General features: G+C 71.7%; 20 protein-coding genes. 14 read left to right on the top strand and 6 right to left on the bottom strand.

What is annotated here, in order from left to right; genetic code table 11:
* Window positions 1-27: 27 nt before the first annotated feature.
* Both VF584_09005 and VF584_09000 read right to left on the bottom strand, forming a co-directional pair.
* Complete coding sequence (locus VF584_09005) at window positions 28-333, bottom strand: hypothetical protein (GenBank protein ID HEX8210315.1); 306 nt, start codon at window positions 331-333, stop codon at window positions 28-30.
* Window positions 320-2,602 carry a hypothetical protein gene (locus VF584_09000; GenBank protein HEX8210314.1) on the bottom strand — a complete coding sequence of 761 codons (2,283 nt, stop codon included), beginning with the start codon at window positions 2,600-2,602 and terminating at the stop codon, window positions 320-322. Before VF584_09000 ends, VF584_09005 begins: the two co-directional genes overlap by 14 nt.
* Window positions 2,603-3,055: 453 nt before the next feature.
* Here VF584_09000 and VF584_08995 point away from each other — a divergent pair, with 453 nt between their 5' ends.
* Window positions 3,056-4,036 (top strand): hypothetical protein, encoded by a 981-nt coding sequence (locus VF584_08995; GenBank protein HEX8210313.1) that lies wholly within the window; start codon window positions 3,056-3,058, stop codon window positions 4,034-4,036.
* 99 nt (window positions 4,037-4,135) lie between these two features.
* Here the strand turns inward: VF584_08995 and VF584_08990 are convergent, their stop codons facing one another.
* A complete protein-coding gene (locus VF584_08990; protein ID HEX8210312.1) occupies window positions 4,136-4,690 on the bottom strand; it encodes an RNA polymerase sigma-70 factor in 555 nt (184 codons plus the stop codon).
* Window positions 4,691-4,785: 95 nt separating this feature from the next.
* Here VF584_08990 and VF584_08985 point away from each other — a divergent pair, with 95 nt between their 5' ends.
* From VF584_08985 to VF584_08955, 7 genes are all read left to right on the top strand, one after another.
* Entirely contained in the window at window positions 4,786-5,820 is a 1,035-nt protein-coding gene (locus VF584_08985) for a FecR domain-containing protein (protein HEX8210311.1), read from the top strand.
* Window positions 5,817-8,291: a TonB-dependent receptor plug domain-containing protein gene (locus VF584_08980; GenBank protein HEX8210310.1), complete on the top strand. Its 2,475-nt coding sequence runs from the start codon at window positions 5,817-5,819 to the stop codon at window positions 8,289-8,291. Before VF584_08985 ends, VF584_08980 begins: the two co-directional genes overlap by 4 nt.
* Before the next feature lie 282 nt (window positions 8,292-8,573).
* Window positions 8,574-8,786: a hypothetical protein gene (locus tag VF584_08975; GenBank protein HEX8210309.1), complete on the top strand. Its 213-nt coding sequence runs from the start codon at window positions 8,574-8,576 to the stop codon at window positions 8,784-8,786.
* A 323-nt stretch (window positions 8,787-9,109) separates the two neighbouring features.
* Window positions 9,110-10,390 (top strand): hypothetical protein, encoded by a 1,281-nt coding sequence (locus tag VF584_08970; GenBank protein ID HEX8210308.1) that lies wholly within the window; start codon window positions 9,110-9,112, stop codon window positions 10,388-10,390.
* Entirely contained in the window at window positions 10,380-10,781 is a 402-nt protein-coding gene (locus VF584_08965) for a hypothetical protein (GenBank protein ID HEX8210307.1), read from the top strand. Before VF584_08970 ends, VF584_08965 begins: the two co-directional genes overlap by 11 nt.
* 497 nt (window positions 10,782-11,278) lie before the next feature.
* Window positions 11,279-11,731, top strand: coding sequence for a glyoxalase superfamily protein (locus VF584_08960; GenBank protein HEX8210306.1), 453 nt, complete (start codon window positions 11,279-11,281; stop codon window positions 11,729-11,731).
* Window positions 11,706-11,873 carry a hypothetical protein gene (locus VF584_08955; GenBank protein HEX8210305.1) on the top strand — a complete coding sequence of 56 codons (168 nt, stop codon included), beginning with the start codon at window positions 11,706-11,708 and terminating at the stop codon, window positions 11,871-11,873. The genes VF584_08960 and VF584_08955 overlap by 26 nt, the downstream gene beginning before the upstream one ends.
* Window positions 11,874-11,928: 55 nt before the next feature.
* Here VF584_08955 and VF584_08950 read toward each other — a convergent pair whose 3' ends face one another.
* On the bottom strand, window positions 11,929-12,837 hold the full coding sequence (locus VF584_08950; GenBank protein ID HEX8210304.1) for a hypothetical protein: 909 nt from the start codon (window positions 12,835-12,837) through the stop codon (window positions 11,929-11,931).
* 169 nt (window positions 12,838-13,006) lie between these two features.
* On the opposite strand from VF584_08950, the gene VF584_08945 reads away from it, so the two are divergent.
* From VF584_08945 to VF584_08930, 4 genes are all read left to right on the top strand, one after another.
* On the top strand, window positions 13,007-13,696 hold the full coding sequence (locus tag VF584_08945) for a response regulator transcription factor (protein HEX8210303.1): 690 nt from the start codon (window positions 13,007-13,009) through the stop codon (window positions 13,694-13,696).
* 10 nt (window positions 13,697-13,706) lie between these two features.
* Window positions 13,707-15,218, top strand: coding sequence for an ATP-binding protein (locus tag VF584_08940; GenBank protein ID HEX8210302.1), 1,512 nt, complete (start codon window positions 13,707-13,709; stop codon window positions 15,216-15,218).
* A 212-nt stretch (window positions 15,219-15,430) separates the two neighbouring features.
* Window positions 15,431-17,302 (top strand): potassium transporter Kup, encoded by a 1,872-nt coding sequence (locus tag VF584_08935; protein HEX8210301.1) that lies wholly within the window; start codon window positions 15,431-15,433, stop codon window positions 17,300-17,302.
* 145 nt (window positions 17,303-17,447) lie between these two features.
* The gene (locus VF584_08930; GenBank protein HEX8210300.1) at window positions 17,448-18,593 is read left to right on the top strand and encodes a hypothetical protein; all 1,146 of its coding nucleotides are present in this window, start codon (window positions 17,448-17,450) and stop codon (window positions 18,591-18,593) included.
* A 28-nt stretch (window positions 18,594-18,621) separates the two neighbouring features.
* Here the strand turns inward: VF584_08930 and VF584_08925 are convergent, their stop codons facing one another.
* Entirely contained in the window at window positions 18,622-18,987 is a 366-nt protein-coding gene (locus VF584_08925; GenBank protein ID HEX8210299.1) for a hypothetical protein, read from the bottom strand.
* Between the two features lie 170 nt (window positions 18,988-19,157).
* On the opposite strand from VF584_08925, the gene VF584_08920 reads away from it, so the two are divergent.
* Both VF584_08920 and VF584_08915 read left to right on the top strand, forming a co-directional pair.
* Window positions 19,158-19,514, top strand: a complete 357-nt coding sequence (locus VF584_08920) for a PadR family transcriptional regulator (protein ID HEX8210298.1) — start codon at window positions 19,158-19,160, stop codon at window positions 19,512-19,514.
* Window positions 19,511-19,918, top strand: coding sequence for a hypothetical protein (locus VF584_08915; GenBank protein ID HEX8210297.1), 408 nt, complete (start codon window positions 19,511-19,513; stop codon window positions 19,916-19,918). The genes VF584_08920 and VF584_08915 overlap by 4 nt, the downstream gene beginning before the upstream one ends.
* 87 nt (window positions 19,919-20,005) lie before the next feature.
* Here VF584_08915 and VF584_08910 read toward each other — a convergent pair whose 3' ends face one another.
* Entirely contained in the window at window positions 20,006-20,311 is a 306-nt protein-coding gene (locus VF584_08910; GenBank protein ID HEX8210296.1) for a hypothetical protein, read from the bottom strand.
* Window positions 20,312-20,564 lie beyond the last annotated feature (253 nt).

Here is a 20,564-nt window from a genome sequence, read left to right as displayed (position 1 = left end):
CATGATGCGGCGAGCGCCTTGATCAAATCAGGGTTTCTGCATGCATCTTCCTCGGCTCGCAGCGATGCTTCGTTGAATGCCAGCGCAGCCGTCGTCGGTGCCCGCCGATGCACGGCCGCCGCCGGCCCACGCCCGGAGCGCGTCCCCGACCCCGCCGCGCGCGCCGAACCACGCCAGCACCGGTTCCCGCTCGTCGGCGAGCAGCTCCAATGCGCGGCCGGGGAAGAGGAGGACGCCGGGCGTTCCCGCGACGCGGGCCCTCAGGAAGAGGAGCTCTTCGTGCCGAACCACCTCCACCCGCAGATCCGCCCTGAGGTGCTCAGTCGCCGGCATCGCCCCCTCCTCCTCCCCCTGCCTTGGGACGGTAGGTGTCGAGGAGCGAGCCCACGCCACCGAAGGTGGCGAAGGCGTCGGTCCCTACCTTGTGCAGCCCCAGCCCCCAGAGAAACGCCGCGATCACGTCCTTGAACGAGCCCCAGATGAGGTTGTCGACCCAGAGGAGCGAGAGGCCGAGGAGCACCGCGATCCCGGCCGCCAGGGCAGAGACCGCCATGTCGCCGCGCCCGATCTCGCGGGTGCGGGCCGCCACGCCGCGCCGCCACCCCTTCGCCTCCGGGGTCCACGGAAGGTCGGTGTACCCGCCCCCGCCCGGGACGCCGCCGGGGAGCGCAGCGCCCGCCGCCGTCCGCGAGCCGTCGGGCGCCACGATCGCGGCGACCCTGCCGCCCACTCCACCGCCGCCAGGCTGCACGGGGAAGCGGGTCTCCACCTCCTGGAAGTCGGCCTGGGCCGTCTCCAGCGCACCGGAGGCGGCGTGCGCGTCGCCCAGCTTCACCAGGCGCAGCACGCCGTCCAGCTTCTCGGTCACGGACACCAGCGCGTCGCGGTGCTCCTTGGCAAGCGCCGGGTCGGCCGCACGCTTGCGGACCTGGGCGCGGAGCGCCGACGCCAGCTCGTGCAGGTAGACCGCGCGCGCCGCGCCGTACGCCGCAATCGCCTCCGCGGGCGTCGCCGCGGCGGTCACGCGGGCCAGCTCGGCGCGCACCCGCGAGGCGAACGCCTCCCAGGCCGCGGCTTCCATCCACGCCGGCGCGTCGTCGGGCTCCAGGCGCGTCCCCAGGTCGGCGGCCAAGAGGCGCGCGTACGCCCCGCGCGCGGCGTCGAAGGCCTCGCGCGCGGCGGCCAGACGGCCGGCGTCGGCGTGGGCGCCGGCCCCGGCGGCGCGGGCCTCCACCTCGTCCTGGAGGAGCTTGAGGAAGGGGGCGTCGGAGGGGCGGGCGTCGCGCTCGGCCTTCACCTCGCCCGTGAAGGCGTCGATCACCCGCCTCAGCTCCTTCGCCTGCGCGGCGTCGATGGCGGCGGGGAGGCCGTTCAGCGAGATCTGCACGGCCTTCCGCTCCTCGTCGGTGCTTCCCGTGCCCTCCAGGTAGGCGCGGACGGCCCGCAGCGTCTTCGCCGGCTCGTCGCGCAGGGCGGGCTCCAGCGCGGCCACCCGCGCGGCGAGCGCCGCCCAGCGGGGGAAGAGCTCCAGCTTGCCCTCCACCTCACCCAACACGGCCGGGGCTGTCGTGCTCGTCCCCAGCTCGGGGTCCGCTGACAGCGTCTCGACCCGGGCGCGGAGCGCGGCCAGCACCTCGAGCTCGTCGGCCGTGGCGCCGGGGCGCGCCGCCAGGACGTCGGCACGGTCCACCAGGCGCTCGGCGTCGCGCAGGCGCTCCAGCCGGGGGCGCCGGTCCCGCAGGTACCTGCGCAGCCACTCGGAGAGCGCCACTCCGGCCAGAATGGCCAGGAGCGCCAAGAACCACGAGCGGCGGACGTAGACGGCCACCTTGTGCGCCGACGCGGCCACGTCAGGCCCCGCCACGCGCACCTCGCCGGTGTAGCGCCCCGCCCGCGTGAAGCCGCTCAGACGCACGGTGCAGCGGAGCGTGGAGTTCGCCTGCACCGTGAACCCGCCGGCGCACTCGGAGCTGACGACCTTGTGGGGCGCCTGGAACGCGGTGTCGCCGTTGCCGGCGCGGGTGAGCGAGACCATCGCGGGGGCGTAGATCTGCACCGGGAGGCGCGTGCTGTCCTGCACCGTCAGCAGGATCTCCAGGCCGCCACCCAGGAACAGCTGCTTCTCCAGCGCCCCCGGCGCCTTCACCACCAGCGCCCGCCCGGGAGTGGTGTCCCAGACGACGCGGTACCACCAGAGCTCGCGCCCGCGGTTGGTGACCAGGGCGACGTTTCCGCGGTAGGTTCCCGGGTTGGGGAGGCTGGCCGCCAGCTCCATGCGCGCCCGTCCGTGCGCCGCGACCTCCGCCTGTACGGTGCTGTCGCCGCCGTTGAGCCGCACCGGGACCTCGCTCCCGTCGGCGTTCGTCAGCGGCGAAGCCGTGACCGCCACCACGCGCGCGGTGTCGCCCGGCACCTCGAAGTTCAAGGCGCGGCGGAAGGACGCGCCACGGACGGGGAAAAGGGTGTCGGCGCCGATCACCTGGACGATGCGGGCGGACCCGCCCTGCTCGTCCTGTGCGGCGGCGCTCCGCGCGGCAAGCGGCGCACTTGCCAGGAGGAGAAGCGGGAGGATGGACGCGCCGCGCATGAACGGTGGGAGCATGATGCATCCTGGGAAGCGGGACAAGAAGGAGGTGCAGCCTCAGAAATTGCGGGGCGATGATCGGGCGGCGGATAGGGGTCGCGCCGGCGCAAGCTAAGAGCACCTCCCGGCTCCAACAAGAAACCTCGCGCGTCCCGCGGACGCAGCGCCATCGGTTAGAGGGACACCGCGCGGGAAATTCACGCCACCGGCCCGCGCCGGCTGAGCTGGGAACCCGAACTCCTCGGACAGGAACGGCGCAGCCGAGGACGGTCTCCCGCGGAAAGAGACCGGTGGAGCGGGAGATCGTACGGGTGCCGGTCGACTGAGCGGCGCCGAGAGCGGACCGGGGCGGGGAGAAGCTCGCGATAGGGTGCCGCGCGGCTCGCGTGTCATAGGTGCGACGGCTGCCGTGCAGCACGCGGGAAGGACCCGCGAGGCCGGCGCCGCGCAACCTCATGCGGAGAAGCTCCCATGGCCCGGATCGTACCCCTCGCACTCATCGGAGCGATCGCCGTGCTCGGTGCGGCCTGCTCTGACTCCACCAGCACCACGCAGGACGCGCTCGACGTGGACGCGGCGTTCGTCTCCACGCCCACCGGCTTCGCTTCCACCAGCAACAGCTTCTCCTCGGACACTTCCGGCTTCTCCTCGGACACTGTGCGCCGCGACTCCGCGCGCCGTGACTCGGCACGCGGCGACTCCACGCGCGACGGCTACCGCCACGGCGGGCGGCGCGGGGGCAGGGGCGGCGACCACGGCCGGCGCGGTCCCAATGGCCTCCTCCACGGCTTCGACTTCATGGGCGGCGGGCTCCGGCTGGACTTCCTGGGCGGGCCGCGTGACGGCCGGCGCCCGTTCGACTTCGGCGGAAACTCGGGGAACTGCGCGACCGCCGGCGGCGTGACCACCTGCACCAGCACGCACCGGGGCCTCACCGTCACCCGCACGCTGGCCTTCACCAGCGCGAGCGGCGCAACGCAGACGGCGTTCGACAGCTCCACCAACACGGTGCGGGCGCGCACCACGGTGAGCGGCACCACCACCCGGCGCGACAGCGTGACCGCCGTCGTGAGCCACGCGAGCGATCAGACGGTCTCCGGGCTGGCCCGCGGCAGCACGCAGCGCACGGTGAGCGGGACCTCGGCCGGCACCGAGAACCTGGCGGGCAAGGACTCGGCGGGCGTCGCGTTCACCGCCATCCGCGCGATCGGCGACACCATCGTGGGGATCGTGATTCCGGTGCAGACCGGCCGTCACAGCTACCCCACGGCCGGCACGGTGACGCGTTCGCTGCGCGTGAGCGTGACCTCGGCGGGGACCACGAAGAGCTCGTCGCGGCGTGAAGTGATCACGTACGACGGCTCCAGCACGGCCAGGCTGGTCATCACGCAGGACGGCACCACGCGCACCTGCACCCTGCCGCTTCCGCACGGGCGCCCGACCTGCCAGTAGAACGGATGGCCTCACACAGAGCCACAGAGGGAACGGAAAGAACAGAAAAGAGGTTCTCCGTGCCCTCGCCTTACCCTCTGTGTCTCTGTGTGAGGCTTTTTACCACCCGCCTCCGGTCGGGAGCCAGGGTGCGAGGCGGTCGCGGAGGGAGCGGAGGGCGCGGCCCATGCGCGCCTCCACCGTCTTTACCGACACACCCAGGGTGCGGGCGATCTCCGCGTAGGTGAGGCCGTCCACGCGGCTCATCTGGAACGTTTCCCGCACATCGTCCGGAAGCCCGCCCACCGCGGCTTTCATGGCGATGTCCAGTTCGCCGGTCAGCGCGGCGGCGTCGGCGGGGTCGGAGGCGGTGGGGAGGGGGAGGTCCGGCTCGGCGCGGCGGGCCACGCGCAGGTGGCGGATGTGGTTGAGGGCACGGTTGCGGACGGACTGGTAGAGGTAGGCGCGGATGCGGGTGTCCGCCGGGAGCGACTCGCGGCGGCGCCAGAGCTCCAGCATCGTCTCCTGCGCCACGTCCTCCGCCGCCGCCCGGTCGCCCAGCATCCGGTCCGCGGCCACCACGAGCGCGGCGTAGTGCGCCCGGAACGCTTCCGCGAACGCCGCGTCGTCGCCTCGCCGGAGGCGGGCCAGGATTTCCGGATCGTCGGCCGTCAACGTAGCTTTGCCGGTGTGCTCGGGCGGTGGCGGAGTGTTTCCGTCCGGATCAGCATGGCAGATAGGGTGCCTGCGCCGTGGAGTGTCTATAGATCATGAGCGACGTGAACCGATCCTCCAGCTCGTCCGGCGAAGCCGACTGGGACGCCATCGCCCGCGCGATGACGCACGAAGGTGCGCCCGAAGAGCGCGAGGCGCTGCGCAGCTACCTGGCCGATCACCCGGAGCACGCGGAGCTGGTGGAAGCGCTTGACCACGCCACCCGCCGCATGGCTGCCGATGCGCACGCAGGGGTGGACGTGGAGGCGGCGCTCGCGTCGGTCATGGCGCGTCGGGACCTGGCCGCGGCGGGCACACCGGCGATCCCCTTCCGCGCGCGAAAGCCCGCCCCGGCGCGCCGCTGGACGATGCCGGCGCTCTCCGCCGCCGCCATGCTGCTGCTCGCGCTGGGTGGGGCGCTCGTCTGGCGCACGACGACCCGCGTTCCGGAGGCGCGGTACGCCACCGCCGCGGGTGCGCTGCGCGACGTGCGCCTGGCGGATGGTACGCGCGTGAAGCTGGGAGGATCGAGCGTGCTGACCGTCGCGGCGGGATACGGTGACGCGGCGCGCGAGGTGGCGGTGCAGGGCGACGCCTTCTTCGAGGTGGTGCACGACGAGCGGCGTCCCTTCGTGGTGCGCACCCACGACGCCCGCGTGCACGACCTGGGGACGGCGTTCACGGTGCGCGCGGACAGCGCGGCGGGCACCCGCGTCGTCGTGACCGAGGGCGTGGTGACGCTCGGACTCGCGGGCGGCAGGCAGGACACGCTCCGCGCAGGCGACCGCGGCCACACCGCGGGCCGGCGCGTGCGGGTGGAGCGCCGCGCCGCCACGGGCGACGACGTGGCGTGGACGCGCGGGGAGATCGTCTTCCGCGACGTGCCGCTCGCCACCGCCGCCGCTGAGCTGCGCCGGTGGTACGGCGTGATGGTGATCGTCGACGATCCGGCGCTCGCGCGGCGCCGCATCAACGCCACCTTTGAGAGAAGCCAGAGCGTGGACGACGTCCTGCGCGTGCTCGCCGCCACCACGGGCGGGGCGGTGGAGCGCCGGGGCGACCGGCTCTTCATCGCGCGCGCGGGGCCGTGACGCCCAGCGCGTGGTTCGGGAGGATGATGGCCGCCGCCGGGCTACTTGCCTGTGCGGCGGCCGCCGCGCATGCGCAGGCCCCGTGCGCGGCGGCGGGGCCGTCCGGGCGCTCGTGGGCGGCGCCGCTGGACCGCGAGGTGACGCTCCGCGCGAGTGACGTGCCCCTGCGCGACGCGCTGGACCGCGTCTCGGCGGCGGCGCGGGTACGGCTCTCGTACGCGTCCGACCTGGTTCCGCTCGACCGGCGCGTGTGCGTGCAGGCGTCGCGCGCCCCGCTCGGCGACGTGCTTGCGGCGCTGCTGGCCGGCTTCCGCGCGGAGCCGCGGGTGGTGACGGGGCAGGTGGTGCTGGCGCCTTCCGCGCGCGCCGACACGCTCACGCCGATGCAGGCGCGCGTCAACGTGCTGGAGGGGATCGTGGCGACGGGGAGCCCCGCGGGCGCCTCCCGCCGCTCCGTGACCGTCGCGCTGGACGCGGTGAGCGGGCGTTCGCTGGAGCGGCGCGACGCGCGCACCATCGCGCAGGTGCTCAACGCCGCCGCGCCCGGCGTGTGGGCGTGGAGCGCGTCGCCCTCCAACCTCCTCGCGCAGTACGGGAGCGTGCGCGGGGCAAGCTCGTTCGGCGCCACGTATCCCAAGGTGTACGTGGATGGAGTGGAGGCCGCCAACCCGCTGCTGGTCACCGAGATCGACCCGGAGGGTGTGGAGCGCGTGGAGGTGATCCGCGGGCCGCAGGGCGCGGCGCTCTACGGATCGGATGCCATCAGCGGCGTGGTCAACATCGTCACCCGCCACCCGGGCGCGGAGGGGGAGGGCGCGCGGGTGGAGGTGCGCAGCCGCGGCGGGGTGACGGCGAGCGACTACGCGCCGTCGCCGCCCCCCACGCACGAGCAGCGCGTCGCCGTGCGCACTGGCTCCAACCTGCGCTCCGCGGGGGCCGCGCTCACCGTCGGGGGGACGGGCGAGGTCTTTCCGGGGGCCGATTCGAGGCGCGTCTCGGCGGTGGCGGACGGCCGCTGGGTGGCGCGGAGCGCGATCGCCACGGCGACGCTGCGCTTCACGGACCGGCGGGCGGGGAGCGGAGAGAACCCGCTGGTGAGCGCGATCGTCACCGCCCCGGACAGCGCCGGCCTCACCTCGGCGGGGCAGTCGCTGCAGCGCTACACCCTCGGCACCACGGCGGTGCTGACGCCGGACGGCCCGTGGACGCACACCTTTCTCGCGGGGGTGGACGGCTACCGGCTGGACCACGTGGAGGACGCGGTGAATCCCTTTCCGCTCACCACGGACCCGGCGCTTCGTTCCGCGGCGGGGAGCGGGCACCGGGGCAGCCTGCGCGCCAGCAGCACCCTGCGCCTCGGCCGCGGCGACGACGCGCAGGGGACGCTCACGCTCGCGGCCGAGCACTCGGCGCTGCGCCAGCGCACCGACGCCGGGGTGGCGGCCGATTCCGCGCTCGGCGGACGCCTCCCCACGCGCCTGCGCAGCGAGATCACGGAATCGTGGCGCCACAGCACCGGCATCCTGGCGCAGTCCAGCGGCGCCTGGCGCAACACGCTGTTCGGGAGCGCGGGGGTGCGCGTGGAGCGCAACGACGCATTCACCGTCAACACCGTCGCCGTGCTCCCGATGCTGGGCGCGGCGTGGGTGCAGGGCGTCGCGGGCGCCGAGGTGAAGCTGCGGGCGGCGTACGGGCGCGGCATCCGGCCGGCGCGGAACCCCGTGCGCGCTCACATCCGCCACGACGGGCGCGGCGGCATCGTCAACGTGCTGGAGCCGGAGACGCAGTCCGGAATCGAGCTGGGGGCGGAGCTGTACGCGGGGCGCGGGTTCTCCCTCCAGGTCACCCGCTTCGACCAGCGGGCGAGCGGGCTGATCCAGGACGTGGCCGTGGGGGTGGACACGATCGCGCGCGACGGGCCCGCCCCGCCGGAGCGCCGGGTGCGCTTCGCGCTGCAGAACGTGGGCGCCATCGACAACGCCGGATGGGAGATGCAGGGTGCTCTCACGCGGGGCCCGCTCACTCTCTCCGGCACGATGGCGCTGGTGGACAGCCGCGTGCGCCGCATCGCCGCGGGCTACCTGGGCGACCTGCGCCCCGGCGACCGCGTGCTGGCCGTCCCCGCGCGCACCGCTACCCTCGCCGCCGAGTGGGAACGCGGGCGGTGGACGGCGGGGCTCACCGCGGCGCGGGCGTGGGACTGGATCAACTACGACCGCCTGGCGCTGGCCCGCGACTTCAGCGAGCAGACGCGCATCCCGCGCGAGATGCTGGGCGCGGCGCTTCGCCAGTACTGGCGCGAATACGACGGGAGCACGGACCTCCGCATCACCGCCACCCGCCAGGTCGGTGCGCGCCTGTGGATCACCGCCGCGGCCGACAACCTCCTCGGCGGCCAGCTCGGCGAGCCGGACAACGCCACGATCCGGCCGGGCCGCTCGTCGATGATCGGGCTGCAGGCGCGCTTCTGATACCGATTCTCACGAATCCGAGTGCAGCGGAGAAAATTGTCTCACGCGAAGGCGCGAAGACGCAAAGAAAGTGTTTCCGTGTCTTTCCTTCGCGTCTTCGCGCCTTTGCGTGACATCCTGTTTCTTTCCCCCTGGCGCCTTCGCCTCGCGCCGGCCCGCCCCAGATCCATCCGCCGATTCCGCGACGTATCTCGATAGGGTCTCGCCGCGCTGCGGTGTCCTGGATGTGAGAGCCCGTGCAGCCCCGTTCCGGGCGAAAAGATCCGAACCACAAGCGAGCCGATGAACCCGATCTCCATCCCCGCCGAAGCTCCCGGGCTCGTGGCGGAGTTCCTTTCCGTGACCGCCCGCATGCCCGAAGACCGGGCGGCGGGGCTCGCCGGCGTCTCCATCCCTACGCTGCAGCGCTGGATCCGCCAGTCGCCGCGCATCCTGCGCCCGCCCGTGCGCGAGCGCATCACCCGCTTCCTTGCGGACCCGGCGAAGCACGGCTGACTACGAGTATATGGCGGTGCGCGCTCCCATCGGGAAGTCGTTCGACGAAATAGACACAGCACCCCCCGTCGCGCAAGGAGGAACAACTTTTCCCGAATTAATTTCTGGTTCCAGGCACCTGCAATCTTGATGCGCATTGGCTGTTACTCCAGCGCAGGCTTCATCGAAGGAGTCACAGGCGCATGATGCTTCAAGGAAATACCGGTGGACGAAAATCGTTTTAGGACGTTTTCATTGACAAAGAGCCCCGGCGCGGGTACAGTGCGATAGCCGTGTTTCTGACCGGAAGCGCGCGCTAGGCACTCTTTTCGGGATGGTGGATAATGAGGCACACGTTCCAGATCTGGTATATGCTCCCGGCCCTTGCGATTTTCGCCGCCGCGTGCGGCGACTCGCCCGCGGGCCCGGTGGACGCTGCACCGGAAGCGCGCGCGAGTGCCGAGACGTCGGAAACCGCCCGGCATGCGGGCGTAGCTGTGCGCACCGGGTCGCTCGCCGAAGCCGTTCGGCAGGATGCGCGCTCGTACGCGGCGCAGTTCAACGTAGGCATCGACGAAGCGGTGCGCCGCCTCCACGCGCAGGAGCAGCAGGGAGAGGTCGTATCGCGGCTGAGGGCGGCCAACCGTGGCCGCTTCGCCGGCCTGTGGGTGGAGCACCAGCCCGAATTCCGCATCGTCGTACGGCTGACGGGCAATGCTCCCGCCGGGCCGGAGTTCCGGAATCCCGCCGCGAGCTCGCCGACCCCGGTGGTGTTCGTCACCGGTGCCGCCGCAACGGAGTCGGAGGTTCTCGGCCGCATCCAGGCGTCGCTGCCTCGGTTCGCCGCGGCGCTCCCGCGGCTGATGGGCACGGACCACGACGTGCGGACGGGCGAGATCGTGCTGACCGTGCACGCCACCGGCGCCGCGGCTGACGCGGCGAGGAGCACGGCCGCGGCTCTGGCACGCGAGGCGGGGCATCCTGTGCGGGTCTCGTTCATCGACACACCGCTGCAGAACCAGCACACGCGCGGAGGCGCAAGCCTGAGCACCTGCACCGCGGGTTTCGTGGTGGCGAACAGCGGTGGCACCCGCGGTGTCACCACGTCCGCGCACTGCGGGTCTACGCAGACCTATTTCGAGTTTGGCGGAACGAGCTATGCAGCCACGTTCGTCGCGGAGCGGTTCGATGCCGATGAGGACGTGCAGTGGCACACGACCACGCACGACGAGTATCCGGAGTTCTACGCGGATCTCACCACCAGCGCGCGCGTGCTCACCGGCCGCAGGCTCCGCAGCAGCACGGCCGCGGGCAACACCACCTGCCATCGCGGTATGACGACCGGCTATAGCTGCGGCTCAGTGCAGAGCACGACGTACCAGCCCACCTACGCCGGCGCGTGCAACGGATTCACCTGCACCGCGACGTACATCACCGTCACGGGGGCGGGCCTGGCATGTGCGGGTGGCGACAGCGGCGGGCCGTGGTTCAACGGGCAGACGGCTTTCGGCATCCACAAGGCAGGCGCGAGCTCCGGCACCGGTGCGGGGCAGTGCAGCCTCGCGGTGTACATGTCCACGGACTACCTCACCGGACTCGGGGTCTCGCTCGTCTATGGCGTCTAGCTTCGCGCGGCCTCCGCTGTTCGGCGCGCTGTTCCTCGTGGCCGCCTGCACGCCGTCGAAAACCATCGAGCCGCTCGCGCTCTACCCCGCAAGTGCGGAGTCACACCAGGCGCGGCTCCTGGGCAAGCTCTCGATGGAAGGCTCCTGCCTGTACATCATCGGCGAGGGAGGGGAGCGCTGGCTGGCCGCCTTCCCGTCGCCGGGGTCGCGCTGGGATGCCGGCGAGAACGGTGTGTGGGTGGGAGCGCGGCTGCTCCGCGTGAGTGAGAGGGGAGCGTTCGTGGGTGGAGAAGTATCGAACTCTCGTGGTACGCTTCAGTGGGTGCAGGCGCCCGCCGCCTCGTGCGACGACGCGAAGCTCTGGATCGTAAGCGCCCTCACAGATCTGTAGCCCACGAAGTCCTCGCCTTCGCCGTCAGGTAAATCACTCGACGAAAGACGGCCGCGTTCAGCAACGACGCGGCCGTCTTTCTTTGGCGCCCGGCGGAGGCGGGGGATGCGGCGGGGCGGGGGATGCGCGGAGCGGCTTGGATCGGGCCCCGCCGAGCAACCCGCTATCCGGTATTCGATCTGGGCTGCCGATGCGGGCGGGTGTGCGGGTTTGTCGCAAGATCCGGAAATCTCCCGTCCGCGCCCATCCTGTTGCTCTCCGCCCGCATGCCCCGAGAACGGGCGGCGGGCCGGGCCGGCGTCTCCATCCCCACCGCTGCAGCGCTGGATCCGCCAGTCGCCGCGCATCCTGCGCCCGCCCGTGCGCGAGCGCATCACCCGCTTCCTTGCGGACCCGGCGAAGCACCCATGACCGGAGCCGAGGCTCGCCGGGAGCGATCGTTGCACCCGCGTACTCCTCTGCGAGTAGGACATCACCGATTACAGCGAGGTGACGTCATGCCGGAGCACGATGCCTCATCACCGGTCGAGGTCGAGGGCGCGACGCCGATCCTGAGCGTCGCGAGGATCGAGGCGAGTCTGCGCTACTACGTGGATGCGCTGGGATTCCGCGTGCTGTGGCAGCACGGCGACTTCGGGGCCGTGGAGCGCGGGGATGCGTCGCTGATGCTCTGCGAGGGAGAGCAGGGGCATGCCGGCACCTGGGTCTATCTCGGCGTGAGCGACTCCGACGCGCTGCACGACGAGCTGCGCGCACGGGGTGCCCTCATCCGGCATCCTCCCACCAACTATCCCTGGGGCTCGCGCGAGCTGCACGTGACCGATCCAGACGGCCACGTGCTGCGCTTCGGCTCGGAGCTGCGGGAGGGCGAGCCGATGGGTGAATGGCTGGACAGCAAGGGCGGACGCTGGATGCCGGAGCCGGATGGCGGCTGGCGACGTGTACCTTGAGATGCGGTTCGCCGCCCTCCTGGCGTTCGTGGGCCGGGTGGTGCTGTCGCTGCGTGGCGTGCGCTGGGCGCACGCCACGTTCGTCGTGCTCGGCCTCCTCTACTTCCCAGCCAAAGCGGGCTTCCGCCTCGACCACAGCTAGTCCCGATGGCGCCGGCCCCCCTTCGGGAGGCCTGATCGCGCCGCTCGGGGTGGGATTACGGAGTGCGCGCTTCGGGCGACATCCACTTCACGGGCCCTACCGGGTCGCGGGCGACCTCCACGTCCGCGAGGGCGAAGGCGGGGACACCGGCCACGCTCAGGCCCACGCTGCGCAGGGCGTACGGCGTGCCGCGCGCGAGCACCGGCATCACCACGATGCGGTGCTGGCCGTGCGCCACCGCCAGTTGAAGGCACCCGTACTTCTTGCACCACGCGTCGTCCGCGCCGGCCAGCCGTGCCGGATCGCCCTGCTGCAGGGTGAGCTGCAGCGGGCCGCCGCCGGGGCCCGCCAGGTGCGGCGGGTTGGGCACGTCGACCGGCGCTCCGGTCGAGGTGCCGCCGTCCACGCGCGTGGTGCCGTGATACACTTCCCAGCGGAAGCCCGCACCGCCGGGCGCCTGCAGGCGGATCGCGCGCCCGTTGCACTGGAAGCCCATCACCTCGCTGCCGTCCAGCGACACGCCCAGCCTGTGCGGGCGATCGTGGGGGACCAGGAGCGTGGCACGCACGCGGTACGTGGCGGTGATGGTGACCGGCCCGCCGGCCGCGACCCCGCTCCGCGCGGTCGGGTTCCCGCGCACGGAGCCGTCGCCCATCCGGATCGACACCCCCGGCACGCTCCCGGCCGACCCCTGCGCCACGATGCATCCGCCGCCGGGGCCGACGCCCGCGCAGGCGGTGCCCTGCTGCGCGAGCTGCGTTCCCGGGCTCGGGTCTACCGGGACGTCGTAGACCGCCGTCCGTGCCGCGCCTTCCGCGGTGAAGCGGACCGGGACGCTTCTCAGCCGCACCGAGTCCAGTGCGGCGCGGATGACCGGGGCGGCGGCTGGCGGACGCTGCTGCGCCCAGAGCGAGGAGGTCGTGAGGAGCGCCGCCGCGACCAGCGCTGAGTGGATCGCCTTCATGGCACCTCCGGGGGAGGGGGAAACGATGGTGCCGCAGTATAGGCCGTTCCTGTGGACGCTCCAAGATTCTCGTGCACCCGGCGCGGGCACGTCGGAGGGTGCGCCGCCGGGGTGTCGCGGGTACTATGATGCGGCGTGGCACTCCATCACCTTTTACAAACCAGCCATCGTGGTCCGACCGCGCATCCTCATCGTCGACGACGAGCCGCAGATCAGGCGGGCGGTGAAGAACGCCCTCGATCCGCTGGTGGGCGACGTGGTGGAGGCGGGGGATGCGCGGAGCGGCGTGGACATGGCCGCCGCCGGGCGCCCCGACCTCGTGGTGCTCGACCTGGGGCTGCCGGACGCGGCGGGGGTGCAGGTGTGCCGCGAGATTCGCAAGTGGTCGACGGCGCCGATCCTGGTGCTCTCCGCGCGGCACTCGGACCAGGAAAAGGTCACGCTGCTCGACGCCGGCGCGGACGACTACATCACCAAGCCGTTCAGCACGCCGGAGCTGGTGGCTCGCGTGCGGGCCCAGCTCCGGCGCGCGAACATCCACCCGGAGAGCACGGAGGCGGCGCTGAGCTTCGGCGGGCTGTGCGTGGATGCCGCGCGCAGGGTCGTCACGCGTGACGGCGCCACCGTGCACCTGACGCCCACGGAGTGGGATCTGCTGCGCGCCTTCGTGCGGCACCGGGGGCGCACGCTGACGCACGACCAGCTCTTCCGCGCCGTCTGGAACCGCTCGGACGGCGACCCGCAGCAGTACCTGCGCGTCCACGTGGCCAACCTGCGCCGCAAGATCGAGGGTGATCCGCTGCGGCCGCGGCTGATCGTGACCGAGCCGGGGGTCGGCTATCGCTTCGACGGCGCCTGACGTGGAGACCGTGCGTACGCAGAGCCGCCGCGAGGGCGCGGTGTGGATCGCGGCGGCGGTCGTGGCGACGCTGGCGCTGCTCCAGTATCCGGGGAGCATCGGCGAGGCGCCCGTAGCGCTCACCTACCTGCTGGTGGTGCTCGGCGCCAGCGCGCGCGGGGGACGGCGGCTGGGGCTGGTGCTGGCGCTGCTCTGCTTTCTCGCCTTCAACTTCTTCTTCCTGGAGCCCCGCTATACGCTCGCCCTCCGCGACCGCTCGGCGTGGCTGGTCCTGCTCGCCTTCGTGGTGACCAGCGCGGTGGCCACCATGCTGCTCGCGCGCGCGCAGTCGCAGGCCGCCGCCGCGGGGGAGCGGGCGCGCGAGATCGACCGCCTCGCCACGCTGGGCGCGGAGGCGCTGAACGCCGGGCGCGCCGAGGACGCTGTGGGCGCCATCGCGCGGGTGGTGCGTTCCGGGCTGGGTGTGGCGGCGTGCGAGATCTTTCTGGGCGATGGAGAGGGCCGTCACGTACAGCGGGTGGCGCGCGCCACCGAGGGCGGAACGGAGACGCGGCCCGTTTCGTGGGATGGGGGCGCGCCGGGCGACACCGCGGGTTGGGGCGCGGACGGCTCGATGACGGAGACGCAGCTCATGGTCTCGGGCGATGCGCGGTCGCTGCTGATTCCGCTACGCGTGCGGGAGCGCTCCGTGGGCGTGCTGCGGCTGGAGAGCGGGCGCGCGATCCACCTGGACGCGGCGCAGCGGCGGTTCACGGAGGCGCTCGCTTACTACGCCGCGCTCGCCATCGACCGGGTGCGGCTCGCCGCTGCCCAGGAGCACGCCGATGCGTTGCGCGAGGCCGACCGCCTCAAGGATGCGCTGCTGGCCTCCGTGTCGCACGACCTGCGCACGCCGCTCACCACCATCAAGGCGCTCTCGCAGGCCATCGCGGACGAAGGGGACGAGCGGGCGCTGGTGGTGGTGGAGGAGGCGGACCGGCTGAACCGCTTCGTGTCTGACCTGCTCGACTTCTCGCGGCTGAACGGGGGCGCGCCGCTGGTGCGCGCGGAGCTGGTGGCGGCGGAGGACGTGATCGGCGCGGCGCTGCAGCAGGTGTCCGGCACGTACCCGGACCGCCCCATCGACGCATCGCTGCACCCCCCGCACGACCTCCTGGTGGGGCGCTTCGACTTCGACCACACGCTGCGCGCCCTCGTCAACCTGATCGACAACGCGCTCAAGTACTCGCCCGCGCACGCGCCGGTGCGGGTGGTGGCCGCGCGCGAGGGCGGCCAGGTGGCGTTCAGCGTCGCGGACCGTGGCGCCGGGATCGCGCCCGAGGACGGCGAGCGCATCTTTGAGCCGTTCTACCGTGCGCGCGGAACGGCGGACGCGGGCGGCACGGGGCTGGGGCTCTCCATCGCGCTGCGGGCGGTCGAGCTGCAGGGCGGGGAGCTGCGGTACGCGCCGCGGCCCGGCGGCGGCAGCGAGTTCGTCATCCTCCTCCCCGCCGTCGATCCCGCGGAGCTCGCGGCGATGTGATTTCACACAGAGACACAGAGGAAACGGCAAGAACGGAAGAGGGTTTGGCGCGGTTCCTCCGTGTCCTTGTTGTACCCCTCCGCGGCTCTGTGTGAAACTGCCGTTCTTTGTGACTTCTTAATGTAGACGCGCCCGATCTTTGTGCGTTCTTGATGCTCGGGGGGTGATCTTGGATGGTCCGGGAATGGGGCCATCTTTGAAGCGAGCGTCAGATGAACCGCACGAATGCCAATCCGCGCGGGGCATACCTCGCGGCGCTGTCGCTGGGCGCGCTGGGGGTCGTCTACGGCGACATCGGCACCAGCCCGCTCTACGCGATGAGGGACGCGTTCCTGGAGGAGCACGGGGTGCAGCCCACGCCGGGGAACGTGCTGGGGGTGCTCTCGCTGATCTTCTGGGCGCTGATCCTCATCATCTCCATCAAGTACCTCGTCTTCATCCTGCGCGCCGACAACCGCGGCGAGGGCGGGATCCTCGCGCTCACCACGCTCGCCGCGCGTGGGGGTGGGGGGCGCGCGATCCTCCTGCTGGGGCTCTTTGGGACGGCGCTGCTGTATGGCGACGGGATGCTCACGCCCGCCGTGTCCGTGCTCTCCGCCGTCGAGGGGCTGGAGGTCACGACGCCGTTCTTCAAGCCGTGGATCGTCCCCATCACCATCGCCATCCTGGTGGCGACGTTCTCCATCCAGAGCCACGGCACGGCCAGGGTGGGAAAGGTGTTCGGGCCGGTGACGATGGTGTGGTTCGCCACCATCGCGGCGCTGGGGGTGCGCTGGATCGCGCGGGAGCCGGGGGTGCTGTGGGCGGTGAACCCGCTCCACGGCGTGCGCTTCTTCGTGGAGAACGGGTGGAACGGCTTCCTGGTGCTCGGCGCCGTCTTCCTGGTGGTGACCGGCGGCGAGGCGCTCTACGCGGACATGGGGCACTTCGGCAAGAAGCCGATCCGCCTGGCGTGGTTCTGCGTGGTGCTTCCCGCGCTGCTGCTCAACTACTTCGGGCAGGGGGCGCTGCTGATCCACGACCCGGCGGCGGTCGTCAACCCGTTCTACCGCATGGTGCCGCCCTGGGCGCTGTACCCGGTGGTGCTCATCGCCACCGCGGCGACGGTGATCGCGTCGCAGGCGCTGATCTCCGGCGCGTTCTCGCTGACGATGCAGGCGGTGAAGCTGGGCTACGTGCCGCGCATGCGCATCGAGCACACCTCCGAGCGCGAGGCGGGGCAGATCTACATCCCGGCGATCAACTGGGCGCTGATGCTGTCGTGCATCGCGCTCGTCGCCGGCTTCCAGTCGTCCAGCCGGCTGACGGCGGCGTACGGCGTGGCGGTGACCACCACCATGGTCATCACCACGATCCTCTTCTTCATGGTGGAGCGCGCGATCTGGAAGTGGAGCCTGCCGCTCTCCATCGCCGTCGCCGGCTTCTTCCTCGTGATCGACCTGGGCTTCTGGGGCGCGAACATCATCAAGGTTCCGCACGGCGGATGGTTCCCGCTGGTGGTGGGCGCCGTGGTGTTCACGCTGCTGACCACCTGGAAAAAGGGCCGCCGCATTCTCGCCGAGCGGCTCCAGGAACGGACGCTGCCGCGCGCGCTCTTTCTCCGTGAGGTGGAGGCGAGCCCGCCCGCGCGCATCCCCGGCACCGCCGTCTTCATGTACAGCGATCCGAACGGCACGCCGCCGGCGCTGCTGCACAGCCTCAAGCACTACAAGGTGCTGCACCAGACGCTCGTCTTCCTGTCGGTGGAGACGGGCGAGGCGCCCTATCTCGATGCCGAGGAGCGCGCGAGGGTCACGCGCCTGGGCGACGGCATCTTCCAGGTGGTCCTGCGCTACGGCTTCATGGATGACGTCGACATCCCCGCCGCCCTCCACGATCTACACCATCCGGATCTGCCGATGCGGCCGATGGAGACGAGCTACTTCCTGGGCCGCGAGACGCTGATCGCATCCAAGCGCCGCGGGATGGCGCGCTGGCGGGAGAGGCTGTTCGCGCTGATGGCGCGCAACGCGGGGAGCGCGGGCTCGTACTTCCGCCTGCCGCCCAACCGCGTGGTCGAGCTCGGCGCGCAGATCGAGCTTTGAGCGGAACCCTGGAACCTCAGACGACTCCTCGCTGTTCAGACCCCTCCACCTGTCCGGTATCACCCGCCTGGCGCGCTTCTCAACTCCGGGATGCGGCGCACCCGCGGAGGTGCGGAAAACCACCGTCACTTGCAGGAGGGGATCGATGAGACGTCGCGTTGCCGGTATGGCCGCGGTGATCCTGACGCTCGCCGCGTGCGATCAGGACCGGGTGGTGGGTGCGGATGATTCCGGACGGCCCCCGTGTACACGGGTCGCGGGCACCGCCGCGGTCACCTTCACCACGAACGAAGGCGCCACTCTCGCTCCCACGGCGGGGGAGCTCACCGGCGTCAAGTACACACGCGGGCTGGCCGCGCTCAGCGGTTCCACCCTCCTGGCGGTGCACGATGGCGCCCTGCTGAGGTCGACCGACGCGGGGTGCAACTGGACCCGGGTCGGCACCCTTCCCAACAGGTACGTCGCGCTGGTGGCGGCCTCCCCCACGCTGGCGTACGGCTACGTGGAAGGCTCGGCCGGCCTCTATCGTGTGGGGGTCGATGGGGCGGTCCAGACCGTGGCCTCTCCCGTTCGACGGCTTCGGGAGCTGGCGGTTCGCGCGGGAAGCCCCGAAAACCTCCGCGTCGCGGGAGAGACGGGGCAGATCCACGAATCGGACGACGGGGGCGCCACCTGGCGCAGCGTGGGCGTTCCGGTACCCGGGGGCAGCGTGTACCACGTCGCGTTCGACCCGGCCAACTGGGACCATGCCGTCGCCGGGGCGGCGAACTCGGGCGCGTGGACGACGGAGGACGGGGGCCGGAGCTGGTCGCGGGCGCAGATCGCTTCTTCCACCACGCAGCGCAACCAGAACGTCTTCCGCCTGGCGATTTCGCCGGTGGATCCGAACATAGTCTGGGCGGGGGGGATCGACCTCGCGGAAGAGGAGAGGAGCCCGCTCTCGGGGCGGCACACGTACCTGTCGCGCGACCGCGGCCGGACCTTCGCCCCCGTGCTGTCCGCAAGCGAGGGGAGCCCGGGCGGGCCGGTCGCCATCACCAGCGCTTTCATCATGGAGCCGCACCCCCGCGATCCGCTGGTGCTGTACTTCGTTCTCGGCACCGGCACCGGCACGGACATCGTACGGCTCGACGCCGGCTCCGGGACTCACTCCGTGCGCCACACCTCCTATGACCGCATCAGCGAGATCACCTTCGCCGCGGGCCGCCCCGGCGTGATGTATCTGGGCCTGGGCGTCGAGCAGCACTGCGACCCCGGGCCCTGCCCACAGTACCGGCGGGCGGCCGAGTGATCTGAACGCAGCCCGGCTGCCGCGGCGGTCAGCCGGGCTCGCGCGTCGCGGCGGGAGCGGCCCCTGCGCGCACCAGCAGCAGCAGCATTCCGAAGCTCCACGCGAACGCGACGAGCGCCGCAAAGGGCCCGACGTTCCGGTCCGCGTTGACGGTGCCGTAGAGGTGCACGACGATCACCAGGAGCGCCGCGGTGCGCACGAGGGCGTTCGCCGCCGCGCCACGCCGCCAGCGCGCCACGACCGCCAGCAGCAGCAGCGCCGTGCTCGCCGCGCCGAAGACACCGACCCAGAACGGCTGCACCTCGCCGCCCTGGATGCCACGGATGTACAGCTCCTGCACGCCTCCAAAGATCAGGAGCGCGGCGGCCACCAGGCTGAAAACGAGAGCGGGCATGAGTCACCAGGGGTGAGAGTATCAGCGCACGATACATCGTCACGTGATATATCGTGTGCTGATGTATATAGCGGGATTCTTCCCCGGTCAAGTGCCACACTTGCCCACGGCCTCACGGTCGGCTATACATCAGCAGCCGATATACTCGCCCGTCCCTCGACGCCGCATCCATGCCGCCCGCCCATCCAGCACCGGAGCAGTTCCTGCCGCTCACGCCGGCCACCTTTCACATCCTCCTGACGCTGGTGCAGGAGGAGCGGCACGGCTACGGGATCATGCAGGAGATCACGCAATCCACCGGGGGCGAGCTGCGGATCGGTCCGGGGACCCTCTACGGCTCGCTGAAGCGCCTGGTGGCGGACGGGCTGGTGGAGGAGGTGGGCGACCGCGCTCTGGAGGACCCGCGCCGCCGCTACTACCGGCTGACGGCGCTGGGAAGGTCGGTGGCGCGCGCCGAAGCCCAGCGGATGGTGTCGATGGTCCGTACCGCGCGCAGCAAGAAACTCATTGGCCCGGCGGGCGCATGAACGGACCCCCGAACGCGCTGCCCGCGCTGGTCCGCATCCTCACGGCCGCCTTCCCCCGCGAGTTCCGCCAGCGCTTCGGTGAGGACATGCTCCAGTGCATCCGCGACGCCAGGGACGCTCTCGGCGATGCATCGGCGACGGCACGCGCAAAGTTCTGGCTCCGCATCGCGATCGACCTCGCGGGCACGGGCATCCTCGAGCACGTGCGCTCCCGCCGCGCCCTTTCGCGCTCCCGTGCGCTCCGGCTGCTGGGGTTCGCCTCTCTTTCAGCCGCCATCGGCAACGTCCTCGTCGACCTGCTCTCCGCCGAGCTTCAGATGGGAATCGGCGCGCTGCTCCTTACCGCCATCGGCACGATTCTCGGCGCCATTCTCGCACGCCCCGACGCGCGTCCAGCTCCCTAAACAGCAATCTCGCACAGAGACACAGAGCCACAGAGAGGTTTTCTCTGTGGCTTTTCAGTTCGCTCCGTGTTCTCTGTGTGAGGCTGTTCAGGACTCCGACGCCCCACCCTCCTCCGCATGCGCGAGCGCCGCCCGCAGGTGGCGTACGGCCTCCGAGACGGCGCCCGCGCGCGCATCCTCGGCGAGCTCGTGCGATTCGCCCAGCAGGCGGACGGCGGCGTTGAGCGCGTGCGCGACTTCGCGGTCGCGCGCCAGCCCCAGCCCGTGCAGCTGCCGACCGAGCTGGTCGATGCGAAAGGCGGCGCCATTGAGGCGCGCGTGCGTCGGCGCCCCTTCGCGCAGCACCTCCAGAACCGTCCGCAGTGCTTCCGTGAAAGACGATGTTGCGGTCAAGCTCCCCCTCCCGTGGACCCGGTTCGTGCGGCGAAGCCCACCCGCCATGCACATTCCGGGCTGCATCGCGCCCGCCCTCGCTCTTCCTCGATAATCGCGAGGCGCACCGATCCGGTAGGGGCCGCCCCACGTGGCTGCCCGTGCCCGCCCAACCAACGTCCCCCGCCGCCCCGCACCAACGCACGCCAAACGCCCCTCCCCCAGGTAGTAATTGGGAGAGGGGCCGCGAGGTGACGAGCGGGGGAGGGGGCCC

The organism is Longimicrobium sp. (assembly GCA_036389135.1).
Taxonomy (GTDB): Bacteria; Gemmatimonadota; Gemmatimonadetes; order Longimicrobiales; family Longimicrobiaceae; genus Longimicrobium.
Note: the sequence above shows the minus strand (reverse complement) of the source record. Positions and strands in the feature narration are given on the sequence as shown.

What these genes read in the sequence shown, in the direction of transcription:
- VF584_09005 (HEX8210315.1), bottom strand. Translation starts at nt 333, where the DNA reads ATGCCGGCGACTGAGCACCTCAGGGCGGATCTGCGGGTGGAGGTGGTT.
- VF584_09000 (HEX8210314.1), bottom strand. Translation starts at nt 2,602, where the DNA reads ATGCTCCCACCGTTCATGCGCGGCGCGTCCATCCTCCCGCTTCTCCTC.
- VF584_08995 (HEX8210313.1), top strand. Translation starts at nt 3,056, where the DNA reads ATGGCCCGGATCGTACCCCTCGCACTCATCGGAGCGATCGCCGTGCTC.
- VF584_08985 (HEX8210311.1), top strand. Translation starts at nt 4,786, where the DNA reads ATGAGCGACGTGAACCGATCCTCCAGCTCGTCCGGCGAAGCCGACTGG.
- VF584_08975 (HEX8210309.1), top strand. Translation starts at nt 8,574, where the DNA reads ATGAACCCGATCTCCATCCCCGCCGAAGCTCCCGGGCTCGTGGCGGAG.
- VF584_08970 (HEX8210308.1), top strand. Translation starts at nt 9,110, where the DNA reads ATGAGGCACACGTTCCAGATCTGGTATATGCTCCCGGCCCTTGCGATT.
- VF584_08965 (HEX8210307.1), top strand. Translation starts at nt 10,380, where the DNA reads ATGGCGTCTAGCTTCGCGCGGCCTCCGCTGTTCGGCGCGCTGTTCCTC.
- VF584_08960 (HEX8210306.1), top strand. Translation starts at nt 11,279, where the DNA reads ATGCCGGAGCACGATGCCTCATCACCGGTCGAGGTCGAGGGCGCGACG.
- VF584_08955 (HEX8210305.1), top strand. Translation starts at nt 11,706, where the DNA reads ATGGCGGCTGGCGACGTGTACCTTGAGATGCGGTTCGCCGCCCTCCTG.
- VF584_08950 (HEX8210304.1), bottom strand. Translation starts at nt 12,837, where the DNA reads ATGAAGGCGATCCACTCAGCGCTGGTCGCGGCGGCGCTCCTCACGACC.
- VF584_08935 (HEX8210301.1), top strand. Translation starts at nt 15,431, where the DNA reads ATGAACCGCACGAATGCCAATCCGCGCGGGGCATACCTCGCGGCGCTG.
- VF584_08930 (HEX8210300.1), top strand. Translation starts at nt 17,448, where the DNA reads ATGAGACGTCGCGTTGCCGGTATGGCCGCGGTGATCCTGACGCTCGCC.
- VF584_08925 (HEX8210299.1), bottom strand. Translation starts at nt 18,987, where the DNA reads ATGCCCGCTCTCGTTTTCAGCCTGGTGGCCGCCGCGCTCCTGATCTTT.
- VF584_08920 (HEX8210298.1), top strand. Translation starts at nt 19,158, where the DNA reads ATGCCGCCCGCCCATCCAGCACCGGAGCAGTTCCTGCCGCTCACGCCG.
- VF584_08915 (HEX8210297.1), top strand. Translation starts at nt 19,511, where the DNA reads ATGAACGGACCCCCGAACGCGCTGCCCGCGCTGGTCCGCATCCTCACG.